The organism is Sulfuricurvum sp. (assembly GCF_028713855.1).
GTDB lineage: Bacteria > Campylobacterota > Campylobacteria > Campylobacterales > Sulfurimonadaceae > Sulfuricurvum.
This window is the reverse complement of sequence record NZ_JAQTNN010000010.1, coordinates 1-19,039: the sequence shown is the minus strand read 5'-3', so window position 1 is coordinate 19,039 and position 19,039 is coordinate 1. Positions and strand designations below refer to the sequence as shown.

General features: G+C 39.3%; 23 protein-coding genes. 9 read left to right on the top strand and 14 right to left on the bottom strand.

From position 1 onward, the window contains the following. Position 1: 1 nt before the first annotated feature. From PHI47_RS09875 to PHI47_RS09815, 13 genes are all read right to left on the bottom strand, one after another. Positions 2–1,753, bottom strand: a complete 1,752-nt coding sequence (locus PHI47_RS09875; protein WP_299936569.1) for a secretin N-terminal domain-containing protein — start codon at positions 1,751–1,753, stop codon at positions 2–4. A 9-nt stretch (positions 1,754–1,762) separates the two neighbouring features. Continuing rightward, entirely contained in the window at positions 1,763–2,269 is a 507-nt protein-coding gene (locus PHI47_RS09870; protein ID WP_299936567.1) for a hypothetical protein, read from the bottom strand. Next, a complete protein-coding gene (locus tag PHI47_RS09865; RefSeq protein ID WP_299936564.1) occupies positions 2,266–2,901 on the bottom strand; it encodes a hypothetical protein in 636 nt (211 codons plus the stop codon). Before PHI47_RS09865 ends, PHI47_RS09870 begins: the two co-directional genes overlap by 4 nt. Then, positions 2,898–4,436 carry a hypothetical protein gene (locus tag PHI47_RS09860; protein ID WP_299936563.1) on the bottom strand — a complete coding sequence of 513 codons (1,539 nt, stop codon included), beginning with the start codon at positions 4,434–4,436 and terminating at the stop codon, positions 2,898–2,900. Before PHI47_RS09860 ends, PHI47_RS09865 begins: the two co-directional genes overlap by 4 nt. A gap of 8 nt (positions 4,437–4,444) precedes the next feature. Continuing rightward, the gene (locus tag PHI47_RS09855; RefSeq protein WP_299936560.1) at positions 4,445–5,737 is read right to left on the bottom strand and encodes a M99 family carboxypeptidase catalytic domain-containing protein; all 1,293 of its coding nucleotides are present in this window, start codon (positions 5,735–5,737) and stop codon (positions 4,445–4,447) included. Then, positions 5,737–6,690 (bottom strand): L,D-transpeptidase family protein, encoded by a 954-nt coding sequence (locus tag PHI47_RS09850; protein ID WP_299936557.1) that lies wholly within the window; start codon positions 6,688–6,690, stop codon positions 5,737–5,739. The genes PHI47_RS09855 and PHI47_RS09850 overlap by 1 nt, the downstream gene beginning before the upstream one ends. Then, positions 6,684–7,562, bottom strand: coding sequence for a GTPase Era (era, locus tag PHI47_RS09845; RefSeq protein ID WP_299936554.1), 879 nt, complete (start codon positions 7,560–7,562; stop codon positions 6,684–6,686). The genes PHI47_RS09850 and era overlap by 7 nt, the downstream gene beginning before the upstream one ends. Beyond that, positions 7,555–8,001, bottom strand: coding sequence for a 50S ribosomal protein L9 (gene rplI, locus PHI47_RS09840; protein WP_299936551.1), 447 nt, complete (start codon positions 7,999–8,001; stop codon positions 7,555–7,557). Before rplI ends, era begins: the two co-directional genes overlap by 8 nt. Before the next feature lie 12 nt (positions 8,002–8,013). Continuing rightward, on the bottom strand, positions 8,014–8,754 hold the full coding sequence (locus PHI47_RS09835) for a ferredoxin-thioredoxin reductase catalytic domain-containing protein (protein WP_299936548.1): 741 nt from the start codon (positions 8,752–8,754) through the stop codon (positions 8,014–8,016). 15 nt (positions 8,755–8,769) lie between these two features. Continuing rightward, positions 8,770–9,987 carry an argininosuccinate synthase gene (locus tag PHI47_RS09830; protein WP_299936545.1) on the bottom strand — a complete coding sequence of 406 codons (1,218 nt, stop codon included), beginning with the start codon at positions 9,985–9,987 and terminating at the stop codon, positions 8,770–8,772. Between the two features lie 87 nt (positions 9,988–10,074). Beyond that, positions 10,075–10,329 carry a hypothetical protein gene (locus tag PHI47_RS09825; RefSeq protein ID WP_299936542.1) on the bottom strand — a complete coding sequence of 85 codons (255 nt, stop codon included), beginning with the start codon at positions 10,327–10,329 and terminating at the stop codon, positions 10,075–10,077. Further along, positions 10,310–10,690, bottom strand: coding sequence for a flagellar export chaperone FliS (gene fliS / locus PHI47_RS09820; protein WP_299936539.1), 381 nt, complete (start codon positions 10,688–10,690; stop codon positions 10,310–10,312). The genes PHI47_RS09825 and fliS overlap by 20 nt, the downstream gene beginning before the upstream one ends. A 64-nt stretch (positions 10,691–10,754) precedes the next feature. Beyond that, a complete protein-coding gene (locus tag PHI47_RS09815; RefSeq protein WP_299936536.1) occupies positions 10,755–11,147 on the bottom strand; it encodes a flagellar protein FlaG in 393 nt (130 codons plus the stop codon). A 53-nt stretch (positions 11,148–11,200) separates the two neighbouring features. On the opposite strand from PHI47_RS09815, the gene PHI47_RS09810 reads away from it, so the two are divergent. From PHI47_RS09810 to PHI47_RS09800, 3 genes are read left to right on the top strand one after another with little or no spacing between them, the layout of a single operon-like run. Beyond that, a complete protein-coding gene (locus PHI47_RS09810; RefSeq protein ID WP_299936534.1) occupies positions 11,201–12,448 on the top strand; it encodes an MFS transporter in 1,248 nt (415 codons plus the stop codon). Continuing rightward, on the top strand, positions 12,445–12,738 hold the full coding sequence (locus PHI47_RS09805) for a hypothetical protein (protein WP_299936533.1): 294 nt from the start codon (positions 12,445–12,447) through the stop codon (positions 12,736–12,738). The genes PHI47_RS09810 and PHI47_RS09805 overlap by 4 nt, the downstream gene beginning before the upstream one ends. Continuing rightward, entirely contained in the window at positions 12,735–14,045 is a 1,311-nt protein-coding gene (locus PHI47_RS09800) for an MATE family efflux transporter (protein ID WP_299936532.1), read from the top strand. Before PHI47_RS09805 ends, PHI47_RS09800 begins: the two co-directional genes overlap by 4 nt. On the opposite strand, the gene PHI47_RS09795 is transcribed toward PHI47_RS09800, so the two are convergent. Continuing rightward, positions 14,042–14,461 carry a PAS domain-containing protein gene (locus tag PHI47_RS09795; RefSeq protein ID WP_299936530.1) on the bottom strand — a complete coding sequence of 140 codons (420 nt, stop codon included), beginning with the start codon at positions 14,459–14,461 and terminating at the stop codon, positions 14,042–14,044. The two genes, PHI47_RS09800 and PHI47_RS09795, sit on opposite strands and share 4 nt — an antisense overlap. A 145-nt stretch (positions 14,462–14,606) precedes the next feature. Here PHI47_RS09795 and PHI47_RS09790 point away from each other — a divergent pair, with 145 nt between their 5' ends. The 6 genes from PHI47_RS09790 to PHI47_RS09765 all read left to right on the top strand — a co-directional run. Further along, positions 14,607–16,637 (top strand): hypothetical protein, encoded by a 2,031-nt coding sequence (locus PHI47_RS09790; RefSeq protein ID WP_299936528.1) that lies wholly within the window; start codon positions 14,607–14,609, stop codon positions 16,635–16,637. After that, positions 16,634–17,731: a succinyl-diaminopimelate desuccinylase gene (dapE, locus tag PHI47_RS09785; protein WP_299936525.1), complete on the top strand. Its 1,098-nt coding sequence runs from the start codon at positions 16,634–16,636 to the stop codon at positions 17,729–17,731. The genes PHI47_RS09790 and dapE overlap by 4 nt, the downstream gene beginning before the upstream one ends. 25 nt (positions 17,732–17,756) lie before the next feature. Further along, entirely contained in the window at positions 17,757–18,152 is a 396-nt protein-coding gene (locus PHI47_RS09780; RefSeq protein WP_299936523.1) for a thioredoxin family protein, read from the top strand. A gap of 11 nt (positions 18,153–18,163) precedes the next feature. Next, the gene (locus PHI47_RS09775; RefSeq protein WP_299936520.1) at positions 18,164–18,535 is read left to right on the top strand and encodes a RidA family protein; all 372 of its coding nucleotides are present in this window, start codon (positions 18,164–18,166) and stop codon (positions 18,533–18,535) included. A 61-nt stretch (positions 18,536–18,596) separates the two neighbouring features. Continuing rightward, positions 18,597–18,905 (top strand): 50S ribosomal protein L21, encoded by a 309-nt coding sequence (rplU, locus tag PHI47_RS09770; RefSeq protein WP_299926390.1) that lies wholly within the window; start codon positions 18,597–18,599, stop codon positions 18,903–18,905. Between the two features lie 18 nt (positions 18,906–18,923). After that, positions 18,924–19,039 (top strand): 50S ribosomal protein L27 (locus PHI47_RS09765; protein ID WP_299936835.1); only part of this gene is annotated, 116 nt, incomplete at its 3' end.

Sequence of the window (19,039 nt, the reverse complement as noted above, 5' to 3'; positions counted from 1 at the left end):
GTTACTTTTTGTCCTCTTGAGAGACTGTTGAAGTTCCGTTAGCCATTGCTTTATCTACTCGTGAATAGCCAAGGTCTGAAAGACTAAGCGTATCATTTTCTTTTTTAACGATATGAGGCTCAATAATGATTACAAGCTCTTCTACTTTTTCACTCATTCCATCTTGTTTAAATAGATATCCTAAGAAAGGGATATCTCCAAGCAACGGAAGTTTAGTGGAAGTGTTAGATGATTTACGATTAATCAAACCACCCAAAACAATACGATTACCGTCTTTAACGGTAACAACGGTAGAAATTTGACGACGGCTTAAGTCTGGTGGCATAGTACGTGTCGAATTGTCTGCTGATATTGTACTGGCTGTTTCCGAAACGGAAGGATTAATCCGAAGAGTAATTGTCCCATCTTTTGAAATCTCAGGGGTAATATCAAGTAAAACACCAGAGAAAACAGAACTGATAATTTCTGTTTGTGCTTGTGTCCCTGTTGTCCCACCTGCTAATGTTGAAGTATTAATTGTTTTGTAAAACAGTTCTGTTCCCGCAGTGATCAGCGCAGGTTGATTGTTAAGTGTTAAAATTTTAGGATTTGAGATAGCATAAACATCGCCTTGAGATTTTAAAAACATAATCAAATTATTGATACTGATACTATTACTGAGATTGAATAGTTTTGATGTCGTTGTAACTGCAGCTCTGGCACCTGCAACATCAATCATCCCATATGTTGGTAACATTAGACCAGTCGTAGCATCAGTAGTTCCCCCATTTTGAGCCAATACTTGTACACCGTCACCTGTTGTTGCCTTTGTGATTTTATTATCAGTGAATGTATCTACATTTTGAAAATTAATTTTATTAAATCCGACATTGAAATTTTGCAGACTATAAATTTGAGACCAATCGATACCTGTTGTTGAACCGTCATTAAAGATGACACTGTACATTTTAACATCGATTAATACTTGAGTTTGCATTTTCTTTTGTAAATCATCAATATACGCATCAAGGCGCTGAATCTGTTTCCCGGTTCCGGTAACCGTAACTAAACCGGCACTTTTATTGATGAAAATATTGTGTATTTCATCTTCTTTACTTAATGGAGCTGTATCTTTTGTATCTGAAGCAATTTCAGGTTTCTTTTGTCTGTAATCATCTTCTGGACGACTTAAGATGTTTTTTACCTCTTGTTCTAAGTTATCCCAAAATTTTACTTCATCAACCGTAGAAATATTTGTTCCTGATTCTGATGAGGCGGCATTTGAATTTGAATTTGCAGTGTTTCCGGTTGTTCCACTTGTCCCGGTTGTACTGCTGGCTCCTGCTGCTGTACCCGAATTAGAACTTAATCTAATATTGGTACTTCCGGTTCCTTTACGTCCACTGGCAATATAATCAATATTGTACGTTTTTGTTGTTAAGTAAGAGATTTTAAGCACATTGTTTTGCAATGTATATTGGAGATTGTTTTCTTTTATAATTAAATCTAACACTTCATTGATCGTTAAATTTTTCAAGAAGGTTTTATTCATAGGTTTTTTGAGGACACCTTCCGCTTGTTCATCGGTTACAATTAGGCTCATTCCACATTCATCGCTCAGTTGATCGATAAACTCTCCTACACTTGTCCCTTTGACTGAAGAGATGTTGAAAAGCTCATACGTACAATCTGCCTGTAGTGTAGGTGTGAGAAGGGCAGCCGTGGCAACGGATAACATAAACGCTCGTGCATGGTGTTTAATTACAGATGTCATGATACTTTCCTATTTTGTGATGATTTTAATATTACTATTTTGTTTGGTTAAAAACAAAATAAGTTTTTGATCTTTTTTATCCGCTAAAACAACGGAATTCGGTTTGACTTCAAGAAGGGAAAAATTCCGGACGCTATCACCGACTTTGTACCATTTCCCACTGATCAAAACCGATTTATTTATAATGGCTAAAAGACGCAATGGTTCTTCAACAATTTTTGGTGGGGCTATGATACCCAAACTACCTAGCTTTGGAGGGGCAAGTAATTTAGAACCAATCGTTGCTACAGGTACGGGTTTCTTCATTTTCATCGGGTCACGTAATGAATTGATAAATCCTTCCGGGATACCGACACGTGCAGGTAAAATAGCTTGAATTTGTTCATCAACCCAAGTTAGTTCTTTGTCCCCTTGAGGTTGAACTATACTTACTGTTCCAACTGGAATTACTGGAGAAGCCGTAGCCACAGAGAATGATGCGACACTGATAAAGCCTAAGAGTAGATATGTTTTCATTGTCTTACAATCCCCCATACTGAGATATTAAGATCCCCTTTAAGTTTTTCCTCAGCAGTTATGTTGAAATCATGAAGATCAACGACTAACTGACTTTGTTCAAGTGCGTTGATAAATTTAAGGGTATTTTTGTATTGGCCTTCTGAAGATATTGTAATATCTAAAACATGTCCAAATGAACTGTTATCAGTTTGGAGTCTATTGCCGAATTGTACCAATTTAACATTAGTCGCACGGGCATAACGTGATACAGAGTCAAGATAAGATCCCCATACCTTTTCATCGTAATACAAAGAGGAGATTTGTTCCAACTGTTCTTTAATATAAGTATTATATTGCACATAAAGGACGTGCTGTTTCTCAATCTCAACCGTTTCCTGCTCTATTTGTGTGATTCGTTCAGGAGGATTGGCTGCTAAATATTGCTTGTCTATGTTTAGATCATTTTCAGCTTTTAGAGCTTTTTCATGTGAGATTTTGAAACCTGCTTCGGAGCTTTCCCAAAATAACAAATAGGAAAAAGCAAATAATGAAGCGAAAATCATGACATAAAGCATCATTTTATCACGATCACTCTTTTGTGATAAGGACTGATCTAACGAGTAAAGGTAGTCTTCAATTTGTAATTTCATTTGATTACCGCCTTTAATTCACTTAAATAAGATTTCTCTTCTTCATTGTAAGAGATGAGCTCTAGATTAAAATCATATTTATCGCGCTTAATGTCTGTTAAATGTTTCAACAGAGCTGTAATATCTTGTGTATTTGATGATGTTAGCCCAAATGTAAATGTTTTTGTATCATTTACATCTTCACCATAAGAGATACTTTTGAGTTGTACACGGTATTGGTTAAAGCTACGGGTGAAATCAGCCATTATTTTTGATTTCATCGGATAATTAACTTTTTTCTCGTGAACCTGTATCAACGTATCTTGTTTTTGTTTATAGGCTGTTTTTTGTTCATCCAAAAGGGCCTGAGCTGCATTTTTATTGGCTAATTTTAAATTAACAGTAGCTTCACGAGTCATCTTTTCAATATGAACTTGTTCATATTCTTTGGTTAAAACAGCATGATGAAACTCTTCAACATAGGAAAGTCCCCAATACACTCCTGGATAAAGAAGAGCTGTAGCTAATGCGGCAGCTGTGACTAAAATAAGTTTTCCGCTGTCACGTTTTGCAAATGGAGGGGGACGATGGAATATTGTAAAGTTGCAATCGTAACGTTCTTCGGCTTCTAATCTTCCGTAGAGATGCATTAACTGATGTATTTGATCTACTTTGATACCATTGGTATTAAATCCATAGTTAAAATCGAACGGAGTTGTTTTTATGCCCAAATAAGTCTGTGCATATTCATCTAAGCCTGTAACGCTTCCCGCCCCTGTTCCAATAAATATTTCATCAAATTTTTTGATGTCATATGCTCTTTTCGCATAGGTCATAACATCACTAATATGGAGAAAAATTTCGCCAAACAGTTTAATAAGATTTTTTTGGTAGTTAGAGTTTGATGTGTTTAACCCCTCATTGGCGATCATTGTTTCAAACGTCAGAAGATCAATTTGTTCACCAAGAAGCTCACAGAAGCGTTCATGCATCTGCTTAAGTGAAAATTTCAATGATTTTGCATAAATAAATTCTTGTTCATTATAGATACAGAAGAATGCGTCATTTTCTTGAAAATAAATAAAGCAGTGAACATCGGAAGAGTCAATAAGTTCTTTAACATAAAGGGACTTGATCAGTAAAGGAACAGGAACAATTTGATCAAGATACTTAATTGCGTTAATAACTTGAGCATAATCTTGATCTAATGTTAAAGGGTCAACAACGAACACGTGAAAAAATCGGTCACCTTCGGTACTGCGCTGAATTGCTTCAACATATTTGATATGGTATTCGACAGCCATATCCAATGCGAGTTCTTCATAAACTTTGTTTTCTAATGCATCGTACACATCATCATCGGGAATGTTTTTACTGATTCCAATGAGAGTAGAGATAAATCCTTTAGTATTTAAAAAAGATACCGCATACTGCTCTTTTCTAAATGAAGGAGAAGTGATTTCAGATATCGCATCGAATGTACCAATATAATAATCCCCTTTATATGGGTTGGCTGATACGATGGTTGAATAGGTTTGCTGTTTACTTTTACTCATCCTCTATCCTATTTAAAATATGCAAGAACCATTCCGCAGAAGCGGCTTTGTTCATAAAACTCTATTCGATAACTTTTATTTAAAGTATCGATAGAATAGTTTGTATCGAAATCTTTTAATGCTACTGGAAAATTACTTTCATCTTTTACCCCTCTTTTGGTAAAACCGATGATATTAACTCGCATCTTTGAATTATCATTGATAACCTTAAAATCGGCAGTTACAAAAAAATCTGTAGCGAACGTAAAATTTTTCACTTTCCCGTCCATTTCAATGGCTAACAACCCCTTACAATTATCTGTAGGATAATAGCTTGGAATAAGAGAACCTATTTTTTTGTTACCGATATAAAGATCATAACTTTGCTTATTGTGTCGTACACTTCCCAATGGATGGGAAAATTTAAAGTCATTACGTTCCGATTGTAGCGGAATCAAACTTAAACTGTTTTTTAAATCATCCAGACTTAGATATAAATTATTGTTTATCGTTACATTGCCTTTCAATGTAACTATTTTTTCTAATGTCTTGGGGGTTAGTTCAAAAGGACGTTCAAATTCAATCCCCATATATTTCATGTAACCTTCAATTGCCTGAAGCTGGTAAAACACCTTTTCATGTAGTGTCGAAAGGTTTTTACTGGTCTCGATAGCAAATGCAGGCTTATTATGCGTAACAGCAAAATAGGTTAGTGAATGTTTCATTACTTCATCATCTAATTTTGTATTTGTGTTACGCACGTCAAATAAGTGATGTGTTTCAATCAAATTAGCATTGAGCTCATTACTTATATTTGAAGCGATTTGATTGAGATTCCCAAAGGGACGTTCCCTATCAAGTGCGTCTTGATCGATAACACATGTTTGTCCCCATGCGTTAGGATTAAATATAGTATTTTGATATTTTTTTCGATAAAAACCATGTCCGTCGTGAAGGTTTAACACAACTCCTACTTGCGGTTCTGTAATAACTTGTTGTATTTTTTGGACAATATCAATATCGGGGTCATTGGGGTCGATATCAGCAAATTTACGATTCAAATCACCATTTACTCCTCGATTATCTCTCTGTATGCTGAGTCGGTTAAGATCAGGAATAATCCAAAGGTTCCCTTTGGTGATCTGATAGTATTGGGCTAATATGGCGGTTGCAAAGTAACTGCCGGGTTCATTGCCGTGAATTCCACCGATAACAAGTAGTGTCGGTGTTGATGATGTATTTGTTTCTTTTTTAATAAGGGTAAATGGATCAGCATAGAGGATATTGATAAGAGAGGCAATCAGTATTGGTGCGATACGCACTATTCTTCCGTTAAGATAGAAATAGATTGATCGTTGTTTAATCGAATTAAAAGTGATTTTTCACCTTTATATTGATAGCTTTCACTCACATAATTCTGATTAAATGTTACCCAGAAAAGATTTCGTTTTTCACCTGGATAAGGGATGATATTGAGGTCATGGAAGGTAATGCTTTTTGCCTCATTTTTGGCAAATACACGTTCTTTATAGCGTTTGAACTGTTCGTAATTCATTCCGTCAAACCGTTTAAATGCAGGATCATAGTAAGAGAGATATCCCTCAATATCATTATAAGACCAGGTATATTTCCATTGATACAAAGCGGCTAAAATGGCTGAGTATGCCGCAGGATTAGTCCATTGCTTCAATGAAGAGTCAATAATCAAAAGTGTATTGGAGGGATTAATGGTTTGATCTAACTGTACGAGATCATTGTTGTTGATGGCAATACATCCATGAGTGAAAGGATCTCGTGTCCCGCTAATCGGTACCCCATGTACCCAAATACCGTCACCGTTTTTGCCGCGTATGCGATCATATAAATTGGGATATGAAGTAACAAATGCCATCGGTCCATAAAATGGATCAACATTTTTTTTCTTTTCGGTCAGAGTATAAATTCCAACAGGAGTTCGAAGATCCCCTTCACTGAGCTTGTCTCCTGGATTTTTTCCGGTAAAGGCGCCGTACCTTTTTTTCAGTGAAAATCGTTGTTGTCTGTCAGGGATATAAAGTTCTAAAGCCCCTTTTTCTTTATTGCATGTCAACAGTGAAAACGCACGTTCGAAATAACCGAAGCGGATATCTTTATTAACAAGTGCTCCTGTCCAGTATGAGGGAATATTCATCTGCTGTTCCATCAACTTTTTTCCGCCACTTTTGTAAAGAGTGAGGATATCGGCAGATAATAAACTACCAATAAGAATGATGAAAAAAACAGTTGGTTTTACCACTCGTATCCTAAATCACTTAAGAATTTTTTATCACTGGTCCAACCTTTTTTAACCGATACGAAAAGTTCCAGATAAACAGGTTTGGAAGCTAGGCGCTCGATTTTTTCGCGAGCATTTTTTCCAATGCGTTTGATTGCCGATCCGCCTTTGCCAATGATGATCCCTTTTTGGGAATCTTTTTCGACAATGATGGTGGCACGAATGTGCTCCACAGGGGCATCTTCATCGATTTTATCAATAATAACATCTGATTCGTATGGGATTTCATCGCTGATATTATCAAAAATTGCTTCGCGGATGAATTCTTTATAGATATCACGCATTTTTTCGGTCGTCATATCTTCGGGATCATACAGATAAGGTGATTCATCCAAATATTTTGTTAGGGTATTCAATAAATCACTTTTACCGACATTTTTGGTAACAGACATTGGGATAAGCGCTAAGAAATGGTCGCTAAAACGGTTATATTCCCCGATTTTTTTTAAGAGATCGGCTTGGGAAATTTGATCGATTTTACTTAGTACAATGATATGTTTACGTTTATCGGAATTGAGTTCCAAAAATTTTTCGTAATGGATGGTTTTATCGGAAGCAGGCGCAAGATAGACAACGATATCGCAATCTCCGATCGCCTTTAAGGCCTCTTCTAACATGTATTGGTTGAGGAGTTTTTCGGCATGGTGCAAGCCCGGTGTATCGACAAAAATGATTTGGTCATCGTTGTGCATCACGATTGCATTGGAACGTCTGCGTGTAGCGTTAGCCTTTTGGCTGACAAGGGCAATTTTTTCACCCAAAATCCAGTTCATCAGTGTACTTTTACCGGCATTGGGCCGCCCGACAAGAGCGACAAATCCTGCTTTATTCACCTTTGATCTCTAAATGAAGAGTTGCATGAATACCATGACCGAGTTTAAGATCCAAGTCATGTAAACCGGTTGTTTTGATACCGTGTTTGGCATCGAGCTCTTTTTTGTCGATTTCAATCCCATGTTGAACTTGTAACGCATCGGCAATTTCTTCTTTAGTAACAGATCCAAAAAGATGGCCCGTATTACCAAGTTTTTTTATAATAACTACTTTGATATCAGCAAGCCCAGCTTTGATAGTATTAAGCCGTTCAATTTCTGCAGCATCGTTGGCAGCTTTTTTGCGTTGGTCAGATTCATACTTTTTAAGTACCTCATGGGTTGCGGCCAAGGCTAAGCCTTTACCGATTAAAAAGTTTTTACCGTAACCGTCTGCTACGTCTTTGATCTCGCCGGTTTTACCGACACCTTTGACATCTTTGGTCAATAAAACTTTCATTTAATTCCTTTATTAGCCTCGTACAATCTTACCGCTGTAAGAGACGATACCGTGTGCGAGATTAGAAACTTTAGTGTATCCCATATCTGACAAAATTCGTTGGCAATGTGCACTGCGGCTTCCGACATGACAATAGACAATAATATTTTCGTCTTTATTTAATTTTGATTCATTGAGTGTTTGGAAAAAACTGCTGGTTGGTACTAATATGTCAGCACCGTCAATACGTCCCATTTTCCACTCCATCCATTCACGAACGTCTACTACTTTAAAGTTAACCATACCGAGCTCGCGTGCTTCGAAAAGGGCAGTCAGTTCATCACTGTCGATATCGCTTTTAGTCAATAGCATTTGGCACTCTTCTTTGCTTAGACCACGAGAGTGCTGATGGGTAGCTTCTTCGATCCCCATCTCCATTCGTTTTGCTGCTGCAAATTCCGGTGTGCAAAAAATTTGACAGTGACATACTCCCTCTTCGGGTATCTCTTTTTCGATAGCAGGGGTACACGGACAGAGTCTATTATCAGTACTTTGATATTTTCCGTCAACTTCTTCGACCATATAACAAGGGCAAAAACGTTTACTGTACATCATTTTGTTGCGGGCAAGCCCGAGCTGAACACCTTCATTAATCTCTTGTTCAGGATTATAAACCCAATTGAATTGAGCTACAACTTTATCGGTAAATTTGATGGTTTTTTCTAATTCAGCTTGGAATTCATCTGAATTCATATCTATTTTAATAATGCTCATAATGCTTCCTTGAAATTATTTATTTTTTCGTGCTTTACCGGCAATGATGAAGCGAAGAGCATTGAGTTTAATAAACCCGCCTGCGTCTTTTTGATCATATACAGAGTCTTCTTCAAACGTACAGTACTCAGGATTGAAAAGTGAAAGATCAGAACTGCGTCCGACTACCATCACGTTTCCTTTATAAAGTTTTAATCGAACGGTGCCTCGGACATTTTGTTGGGTTTTATCGATAGCCGCTTGAAGCATTTCACGCTCAGGTGCGAACCAAAACCCGTTATAAATCAGTTTCGCATAGCGTGGCATCAATTCATCTTTAAGATGAGCTTCTTCACGGTCCAGTGTCAAGGATTCGATTGCGCGGTGTGCTTTAATCATAATGGTACCACCTGGAGTTTCATAACATCCGCGGCTTTTCATCCCGACAAAGCGGTTTTCGACGATATCGGCACGCCCGATACCATGGCGTCCTGCGATAATATTAAGCTGTTCTAGCATTACAGCAGGTGATAAGATTTTCCCGTTCAGGCTTACCGGATCCCCTTTTTCATAGCCGATTTCGATATATTCAGCCTCATCAGGTGCATTTTGAGGTGATACCGTCCAGCGCCACATGCTCTCTTCAGGTTCAGCAGCAGGATCTTCAAGGATTCCTCCCTCATACGAGATGTGTAGAAGGTTAGCATCCATAGAATACGGAGATTTTTTACCGCTCATTTCGATTTTAATACCATGTTCAGCAGCATATGCGAGAAGTTTTTCACGGGAATTCAGGTCCCATTCACGCCATGGTGCAATGATGGTGAGTGCGCTGTTCTGTCCTAAATAACCCATTTCAAAACGGACTTGGTCATTTCCTTTACCGGTTGCACCGTGACTAACGGCATCAGCCCCTGTAATACGAGCAATTTCTGCTTGGCGTTTTGCGATAAGCGGTCGGGCAATAGAAGTTCCTAGAAGATATTCTCCCTCATAAATTGCATTTGCTCGAAACATCGGGAAAACATAGTCGCGTACGAATTCTTCACGAAGGTCTTCGATATAAATATTTTCAGGTTTGATTCCAAGACTGACTGCTTTTGCCCGTGCGGGTTCCACCTCTTCGCCTTGTCCGATATCGGCGGTAAACGTGACGACTTCACATTTGTATTCATCCTGAAGCCATTTTAAAATGACACTTGTATCTAAACCGCCGGAATAGGCGAGAACAACTTTTTTAACCTCTTTTTTCATAACTGCATCCTTATCGTTGATACCCTTACTCCATAGTAATAATGGAGTGAATGCCGCGATTTTATCAAAAAATGGGTGAGAGTAGCGTTAAAATTTTAGATTTAGTGAAGAGGGTGGTTTTATTTCGGTTGATTTCAGAAAATCAATAGTGTTTTTAAGCTGTTGCAACGCTTGTGCTGCTTCAAGTTGATGCTGTTCTATAAGTATTTTGCTTTGTGAAAGAAGATAAGCGGCTTCTTCCATTTCTGCAATTGAATCAAACTTTGGCATCTCATCAATAAGTGATGAGATACGGTCAATCTCTTCTAATACGAGGGCTGTTTTAAGCCTGGTAAGCCACATCAGTACTCTCTTTCCATGCTTCTAAAAGCCCTTTGAATACTTGGCTGACTTCATCTAATTTAGTTGCATCGTTGTAGAGATTGGCCTCAACGAGGAGACGGAGCTGATACGTATAAAGTCCTGTAAGGTAATGGGCGATGTCCCCTTGTCTGTAATCCAAAATATTGATTAATTCCATTAAAACAGCATTAGAGCGGTTGATCCAATAGGTACGTCTTTCAATATTACTGTCGGCAATCGAGCGTTTAGCTTGCATGTTAAAACGTAAGACTCCCTCATACATCATTTGGATTAGCTTCTCAGGTGATTCGACACCGATATTATTTTGATTATATGTATTGTATGCCAAATTATTGTTCATAGAAAATCCTTCTTAATCTTTGTCCGAGTATTATTTTTGTTAGTTGATAGAGTAATCTAAGAAATTACCCTTTTTGATCAAACAACAAACCATTTACCTCTTGCATCTTAGGTAAAAGCTGTTGGGCTTGTTCGACAGGGAAACGTCTGAGCATGCGGTTGCTTTTTGTCTCGATAACGGAAACGTAAAAATCTTCGGATGAGTTATCAAAACCAAAACGTAGAGAAGTATTAAATGGGTTCAGCGACTGATTCAGCTGATCGATCAATTTATTCATCTGTTCTTGTGAATCGATTTTAGACGTTTTTTGATCACTACTAATCTGTGCTACTTTATCCTGATTGATTTGAGCTTTTTGAATTTGCTGTACGCTTTGCGTCGGTTGCAATTCTGCACTTGTTTTTGGTGCAGTCGTTTGGCTGTGTTGCATCTTGGCTGTAGTTTGCAAGATTTCCATTTTACTTCTCCTTGTAGATAAATATGAGACATTTTGTACCTGCTAAATCGTCAATGAAAATAAAAACTTTAACTAACTATGATAACCTTCGGGTTATGAAACGCTATCTGACCCTTTTACGTAATGAACCGTTAGTCCGTCGCCTCTCTGTAATTCAGCTGATAGCCTATTTCGGCGCGTGGTTTAGCAATGTAGCAATATACACACTTTTGATTCAGATGAATACAAGTGCTTCTATTATTGCCTTGGTAGCGGCACTTCATTTTTTACCGGGTGTTTTTCAAGCTCCTTTGAGTGGAGTAATACTTGATCGGATTCATCCGAAGCGGTTGATGATTATTCTCACCCTTATTGAAATTGTTTGTACTTTGTCGTTGATTAGTATTGATAATATCGGGATGTTGGGGTTCTTGTATCTTTTAGTCTTTATTCGTATGGGAGCCTCGAGTTTCCATTTTACTGTTGAAATGTCACTGTTACCACGAATTTTGGAGGGGAAATCACTTCAGACTGCTAATGAAATTCACTCGATTATATGGTCTTTGTCGTATACATTTGGGATGGCATTAAGCGGTTTGGTAGTTTATTGGGTGGGAACAACAGTTGCTTTTGCTCTTGATGCGGGATTGTTTGTCCTCGTGCTGATATTAGTATTTACTCTTCGGATGAATATTGAATTATCGATGAATCAAGAGCATTTTGTTAAGATGATGCGAGAAGCATTCGGATACATTCGTCGTAATCCTATTGTTTTGCATCTGATGATTTTACATGCTGTGGTTGGATTTACCGCATTTGATGCACTTATAGCGTTGGCTGCAAAACATTTTTATGCTCAAATTATTGCGGTTTCACTGGGAATAGGGTTGATTAATGCGGCGCGGGCAGTGGGACTTGTAATCGGTCCGATGGTGCTTGGACATTGGATTAATAATTCTCGGCTTGGATGGTTGTTGGTCGCAGAAGCAGTTAGCATTACATTATGGGCGTTGTCAATCGAGCACTTTTATTTTTCGGTGATTGCTTCCATCGGGGTTGGGTTTGTGACGACAACTTTGTGGTCATACACCTATACGTTGTTGCAGCATCATACGCATAGCGATTTTTATGGCAGAGTAATAGCGTATAACGATATGATTTTTTTAGGTGTTGGGGCTTCTGTTTCCTTGATGATTGGATATTTGGCGGAAAGAGGACTCTCTTTGGGAGGAATAACCCTCATTTTAGGCAGTGTCTTTGCCTTAGCTGCATTTTATTATCGATGGATACAACAAACATACACACTTAAGGAGATGGGATGAAACGAGAGATTATATTTGAAACTGACGGTCAGCAGATTGATTTGTCTAAAGTGACCCGCCTTTATCCTGCTGTTCTGATTCATGCTGCAGGTGAGCGGGCATCGGTTTCATTGGAGTGGGCAGAGCAAAAAGCGGATGTTATAACGATTGAAGCGTATGTGCTTATTTGCGATTTTGATCCGATTGGAGAGGTTCCGGTAAACCGAATCGAACTACGTTATTCTACTAAAGATGAGTTATTTCAGATTATGCAAGATATTTCTCATCGGTTGCAAAACCCAATTCAATGACAATGAAGCAAACTGTTTTACGTCTAGCTATTCCTGCGGCGTTAAAACATCTTCTCGATATTATTCAAATTCTCATCGATATGATCATGGTCGGTGCGCTTGGTGTGAGCGCATTAGCAGCGGTAGGTCTTTCAATGCAGTTTATTATGGTGATACAAGCACTAATGAGTCTCTATGTTGTCGGTTCTGGAGTATTGATCGCACGATACATCGGGAGCGGGCGCAGGAATCGAGCGGCTGTTGTATTGAATATGGCAATATTGTTTGCGTTGGCTGGAGCATTTATTGTTGGAAGCATAGGATGGCTTTTTGCAGACGATTTTTTTCGTTGGATGGGATCAGGCGATGACGTCATAAAGTTAGGGTCAGCTTACTTCAAAATTCTCTGTTTAGGGATGGGGCTCATTTTTTTGGATGCTTTGGCTTACAATGCCCTCTCATCCGCAGGAGACACTCGAAGTTCATTGGTTATTAAAATTGTTTCGGCAGTGATTCATATCGGTTTGAACTATTTGTTTATTTTTGGACACGGCGGATTCCCGGCTATGGGTGTAGAAGGAGCCGCGTATGCGACATTATGTTCCTATACGTTTAATCTGCTTGCTTATGGATGGGTATTGCTCCGTTCAAACGGAGTGATGAAGTTTGTGCCGCTTGGGTCGCTTCGTGAACTTAAAAGGATGCTGCATATTGGGATGCCTGCAGCGTTTGAACGCTTTGCCGGAAGCGGTTCATTTTTACTGTTTGTAGGGATGATCGCATCATGCGGTACACATACGTTGGCCGGCTATCAGATAGGACTACGAGTAGAAGCGTTAGCCTTTATGCCGGGATTTGGATTTTCAGTTGCCGCAATGGCTTTAGCCGGGCAGTATATTGGTGCCAAAAACTATGAATATGCATATGACTCGGGTATCCTGAGTGCTAAAATTGCAATGATATTTATGGGAAGCGTCGGTGTCGTATTGTTCGCATTCCCTGAATTTTTGGTTTCATGGTTTACAACCGATTCTACAACGATAGAACAAGCGTCGTTGTATCTCCGTTTTGTCGGGATCGTTCAACTCCCATTAGCGCTGACTTTTGTCTTGAGCGGTGCACTTAGAGGAGCAGGAGCGACACGGCTCAGTATGCAAATAACGATTTTATCATTATGGATTTTCCGATTGATTCCATCGTATATCGCACTGAAACTTGGGTGGGGGATTATAGGAATTTACAGTGCAATGAGCTTTGAAACACTGATTAAAGGATGGTGGTTCTGGAAAGTGTACCGGAAAAAGGAGTGGCTAAACCATAAGGTTTAAGCCCCTTTTTCTGCTTCTATCAACTCTGCATATTGTTGTTCAACAAGTTTTAGACGATTTCGGTCAGGCATTTTACGTGAAGCAATATATCCGATGATTTCTCCCTCTTCATTGAGTTTTGGAACGATGTGGACAACAACCCAGTAAAATTTACCATCTTTACGAAGATTTTTAACATACCCTTCCCAAATTTTGCCGCTCTGGATCACCTTCCACATCCCTTCAAATCCTGCTTTTGGCATATCAGGATGACGTAGGATACTATGGGGTTGTCCCACCGCTTCAGCTGCAGTGTAGAGTGTCATCTCCGTAAATTTGCGGTTAACGTAGGTAATAATACCTTTGGTATCGGTTTCGGAGATCAAACTTCGTCCATCAAATAAAACTTCTTCGTTGACCGGTGTTGGGCGTTTCATAATAAATATGTCCTAAACTTAGATTAGAATGTAAGAATGTGATTATAACTTGATTGTTACTAAAATTAAAGTTAAATAGTATTTATTTTTTGAACGAATGAGTATAATTATCCTGATAAATTATACAATTGGGGTGATTCTAATAATGCAAAAATATGAAGCGGCCTTATTTTTTAATCATAATAGTAATGGGTATTCAATTGGTCTCGCGATGTTTGAACCTTTGGGCGTGAGAGGGTGGCTTTGCGAAATTGAAGGTGAATCATCTCACCCATATGGTGCTATTGATCGGGTTCTTCATCTTCTTTTCGTTACCAACAGCCGCCGTCTTATTGTTGGAGCCTCTTCCCGGCAATTATTTGACGAAGTTGCTAGTAATTTCGCAATGTATGAATATCGCTATGATGATCGTATTTTCAATGAAATTGAGCAAAACACCCTTTTTAAAAAAGCCTTTAATGTTTATTCTCTCCTGACACCGATAGAACATTTGAATTTGGAGACGAGGCCTTTATGCGCACAAGCCCTTGCCTTATTCGCGGATGATTTGAGCCATTGCAATACAATGTTCTATGCGCTGCCTACTGTTTTAGAAACTAAAGAGCTAATGGAATTGGGAAACAATGCGTTGGAACAGATGGAAATGACAACGATTGACGCGAGACTTTCTAGTATCACCAAACTCTTTTTAACGATGTCCACCCCTATGGGAAAACGGTTGGGTCGATTTCGTCTTTTACTACCGATCAAAGATTCTGTTGAACTTAACCTCCGGCTGGATTGGATTGAAGCGGTAAATCCACACGCTCTGTGGCTGGAAGAACATTTACATTTGGTCGGAGATATTGAACTCTTATGGTGGCAGCTTCAAAATCGCCATGATGAGCAAATAGAGCATTTCTTTAGTGCTCTAAAGATTGTTATTGAGATTCAGCGCTATTGCATAAAACATAAACTAATCCGGTTACTGCCTACGGACGTGCTTTGCGATGGATGGGAGATAGAACTTAAAAATCATGCTAATGAGCGGCAATGGATAGAGTCTCAAATTCCTTTTATCCATCGTATAATCGACTGGATCGCTCGAATGGATGTCGCTGTAGCATCTGCTGTAAATGCTCAGAAATATGCTCTTACACGTCCTGTAATCGTTGAATCGGAAAAAGAAAACTTTTTACAGATGAGTGGATTGCGTCATTTGTTGGTAGAGGCACAAGGGATTGCCTATGTCCCGAATGATATTGTCATGGGAAATCGGGATCATGTTGATTTGCCTTATCCTGATACCGTAATGTTGGATTCGAAAGTGCATGATGGAGCAAATATTCGAGGCGTACTTTTGTATGGGATTAACTCCAGCGGGAAGTCATCATTGATGAAAAGTATCGGGATTGCAGTGACATTAGCACAAGCAGGGTTTTTCGTACCGGCGAAAGCGATGAAGTTTTCACTTTTTGATGGGGTTTATACCCGTATCCAATCACGAGATAATGTTGCCAAATCACTTTCTACCTTCGGAGTAGAGATGTTGGAACTTAACACGATCTTTAGTCATGCAACAGAGCGATCCCTTATTTTAGGTGATGAGATCAGTCATGGGACAGAGACCCTTTCGGCTGTTGCCATTGTTGCGAGTACCATTATGGAACTTTCCAAAAAAGGGGCACTTTTTTTAATGACGACCCATTTGCATCAACTCTCTATGATCAGTGAACTGAGCCGCTTACGGGAAGTCGTCCATTTGCATTTAAGTGTACGTTATGATGATTTGAGTGACCGCTTGATCTATGACAGGATTTTGAAACCGGGACGTGGGAGCAGCGTATACGGTCTGGAGTTTGCCGAATCGCTTCATATGAACCTGAGTTTTTTGAAAAATGCGAAGCGGTTACGGGAAAATTTGGCAAAAGAGTACGATGTGTTGGAATTAGGAAATCAAAAAGAGTACATTAAACGGTACCGCGAAGTGGTTGCATGTGAATGTGTCATTTGCGGTGCACTGGTACGAAACCTCCAAAAAAACCCAGGTTCGAAAGAACATCACCATCTTATACCTTTATGTGAAACCCATTCTCGAGAGATTTCACAAGGCAAAATCAAACTGCAAGGTTTTATAATGACGCCACAAGGTTTACGTCTGGAATATGAGACGCAATTAAAAGAGGATTTGTATTGAACGTTATTGAACTATTTAAACAGCTTTTGGAGGCTCCAAGCGTTACTCCCGAAGAGGGCGGAATTTTTAATTTTTTAGAGCATTATTTGGAAGGATTTACCACGATACGCATCGATCGGGAAGGGGTTAAAAACCTTTTTGCCTATCGCCGTTTCGGCGAGGGTCAACATCTTTGTTTCGCTGGACATGTCGATGTCGTTCCTGCCGGAGATGGATGGAATACAGACCCTTTTGTAGCAACTGAAGTAGATGGGTATATCTATGCCCGCGGTGCTCAGGATATGAAAAGTGGTGTTGCGGCATTTGTCCAAGCATTGAAAAAAGCTGAAAATTTCGACGGTACTCTTTCGATTCTCCTGACCTCAGATGAAGAAGGACCTGCCAAGTTTGGTACAGTTGAGGTCTTGGCGTATCTCAAAGAGCACGGTTTGCTTCCCGATGCTGTTGTCGTTGCCGAACCGACATGTGAGACTATATTCGGAGATGCGATCAAAGTGGGTCGTAGAGGTTCGATTAACGGAGTTGTTGAAATCACAGGGAAACAAGGACACGCCGCTTACCCAGAGAAAGCGATCAATCCGGTACATCAAATTGCCCCTGTATTATCAAACATTGCAGGTGCTTTTTTGGATGAAGGGGATGCGTATTTTGCACCCAGTCAGCTTGTAATTACCGATATCCGCGCCGGAATCGAGACGACGAACGTCTCTCCCGGAAAACTCAAAATGATGTTCAATATCCGTAATTCAACCCAAACGGATAAAGATAAAATCACGGCATTTATTGCATCACATCTGGAAGGGTTGGACTATACGTTGACATTGGATCAATCGGCTTATCCATTTGTAACTGATACGGCAACTCCTATCGTTAGAGCATTGAGCGATTCGATTGAAGCGATATGTGGTATTACTCCGAAAAACTCGACAGCGGGGGGAACATCGGATGCCCGTTTTATTGCCGGATATGGAATTGATGTAATCGAATTCGGTGTCATTAATGATACGATCCATGCACCGAATGAGCGAACGTCGATTGATGAAGTAGAGAATCTTTACGCTGTTTTTACAAAATTGATTGATAATTTTCGATAATATTTCGTTTTCTAAAAGGTTAAGAATGAAAAAAATAGTTTTATTGGCATTTTTGTTGGCAAATCTCTTTGGTTCGGAAATTGCGTGGAATGATACTTACGAGCAAGCGCAAGCCAAAGCAAAAAAAGAGTCCAAGCCATTGATGGTTCTGATCACGAGTGAGCAGTGCCGGTGGTGTCGCAAATTTGAAGCGACAACCCTTCAGGATGAAGATGTTATTTCAAAATTGAATTCAAAATTTGTGACGGTTCACGTGACGCGTGACAAAAGTATTTATCCGAAAAATTTGAGTGCAAAAATGGTACCGATGAACTATTTTTTAGATGCTAACGGTAAAGTAATCTATTCGATGCCGGGATATTGGCCGAGTGAAGATTATCAATCGATTCTCGATGATGCCCTGTTAAAATATAAAAAATAAAGGAAAAAAGAATGACAATTGTACAAACCCCAAATGCTCCGGCAGCAATCGGACCGTATTCTCAAGCGATGATTGCAAACGGTATGGTATTTACTTCTGGTCAGATTGCCCTTACCCCTGCAGGTGAAATGGTAGATGGTGATGTGAGTGCGCAATGCGTTCAGGTTATCTCAAATCTAAAGGCGGTTTTGGAAGCAGCGGGAAGCTCTTTTGATAAAGTGATCAAAACAACGATTTTTTTAGCGGATATGGATGATTTTGCTGCGGTTAATGCTATTTATGGCGAAGCATTCGGAAATCATAAGCCAGTACGCTCTACGGTAGCCGTTAAAACGTTACCGAAAAATGCATTTGTTGAGATTGATGCGATCGCTTTAATTTAAGCTTAAATAAACGTTGGCTATAATTCGCCACTTTTTGTAGACTTATAGGTAAGGAATGCTAATGTACGCAATCATTAAAAATGGTGGTAAACAGTACAAAGTTCAAGAGGGTGATATCCTTTTGTTCGATAAAATGGGACTCGATCCTAAAACTGCCATCGAAATCAAAGAAGTTCTTGCCGTTAATAACGGTGAACTTCGCACAGGTACTCCATTCGTAGAGGGTGCTGTTGTTATGGCTGAAGTAATCAATGAAGGTCGTGACCGTAAAGTCGTGATCTACAAAAAACGTCGTCGTAAAGACAGTAAATTGAAACGTGGTTTCCGTAGAGATCACACGCGTGTTCGTATCACTGCGATCAACGCATAATAAAAGCAGGAGGACAGCATGGCTCATAAGAAAGGTCAGGGTAGTACACAGAATAACCGCGACTCAGCGGGACGTAGACTCGGTGTCAAAAAATACGGTGGTGAATTCGTAAGAGCAGGTAACATCGTTATCCG

Bases quoted from the DNA above. Each gene is read 5' to 3' on its own strand.
- PHI47_RS09875 (WP_299936569.1), bottom strand. From the start codon at position 1,753: ATGACATCTGTAATTAAACACCATGCACGAGCGTTTATGTTATCCGTT.
- PHI47_RS09870 (WP_299936567.1), bottom strand. From the start codon at position 2,269: ATGAAAACATATCTACTCTTAGGCTTTATCAGTGTCGCATCATTCTCT.
- PHI47_RS09865 (WP_299936564.1), bottom strand. From the start codon at position 2,901: ATGAAATTACAAATTGAAGACTACCTTTACTCGTTAGATCAGTCCTTA.
- PHI47_RS09860 (WP_299936563.1), bottom strand. From the start codon at position 4,436: ATGAGTAAAAGTAAACAGCAAACCTATTCAACCATCGTATCAGCCAAC.
- rplI (WP_299936551.1), bottom strand. From the start codon at position 8,001: ATGAAAGTTTTATTGACCAAAGATGTCAAAGGTGTCGGTAAAACCGGC.
- PHI47_RS09835 (WP_299936548.1), bottom strand. From the start codon at position 8,754: ATGAGCATTATTAAAATAGATATGAATTCAGATGAATTCCAAGCTGAA.
- PHI47_RS09830 (WP_299936545.1), bottom strand. From the start codon at position 9,987: ATGAAAAAAGAGGTTAAAAAAGTTGTTCTCGCCTATTCCGGCGGTTTA.
- PHI47_RS09825 (WP_299936542.1), bottom strand. From the start codon at position 10,329: ATGTGGCTTACCAGGCTTAAAACAGCCCTCGTATTAGAAGAGATTGAC.
- fliS (WP_299936539.1), bottom strand. From the start codon at position 10,690: ATGAACAATAATTTGGCATACAATACATATAATCAAAATAATATCGGT.
- PHI47_RS09815 (WP_299936536.1), bottom strand. From the start codon at position 11,147: ATGGAAATCTTGCAAACTACAGCCAAGATGCAACACAGCCAAACGACT.
- PHI47_RS09810 (WP_299936534.1), top strand. From the start codon at position 11,201: ATGAAAATAAAAACTTTAACTAACTATGATAACCTTCGGGTTATGAAA.
- PHI47_RS09805 (WP_299936533.1), top strand. From the start codon at position 12,445: ATGAAACGAGAGATTATATTTGAAACTGACGGTCAGCAGATTGATTTG.
- PHI47_RS09800 (WP_299936532.1), top strand. From the start codon at position 12,735: ATGACAATGAAGCAAACTGTTTTACGTCTAGCTATTCCTGCGGCGTTA.
- PHI47_RS09795 (WP_299936530.1), bottom strand. From the start codon at position 14,461: ATGAAACGCCCAACACCGGTCAACGAAGAAGTTTTATTTGATGGACGA.
- PHI47_RS09790 (WP_299936528.1), top strand. From the start codon at position 14,607: ATGCAAAAATATGAAGCGGCCTTATTTTTTAATCATAATAGTAATGGG.
- PHI47_RS09780 (WP_299936523.1), top strand. From the start codon at position 17,757: ATGAAAAAAATAGTTTTATTGGCATTTTTGTTGGCAAATCTCTTTGGT.
- PHI47_RS09775 (WP_299936520.1), top strand. From the start codon at position 18,164: ATGACAATTGTACAAACCCCAAATGCTCCGGCAGCAATCGGACCGTAT.
- rplU (WP_299926390.1), top strand. From the start codon at position 18,597: ATGTACGCAATCATTAAAAATGGTGGTAAACAGTACAAAGTTCAAGAG.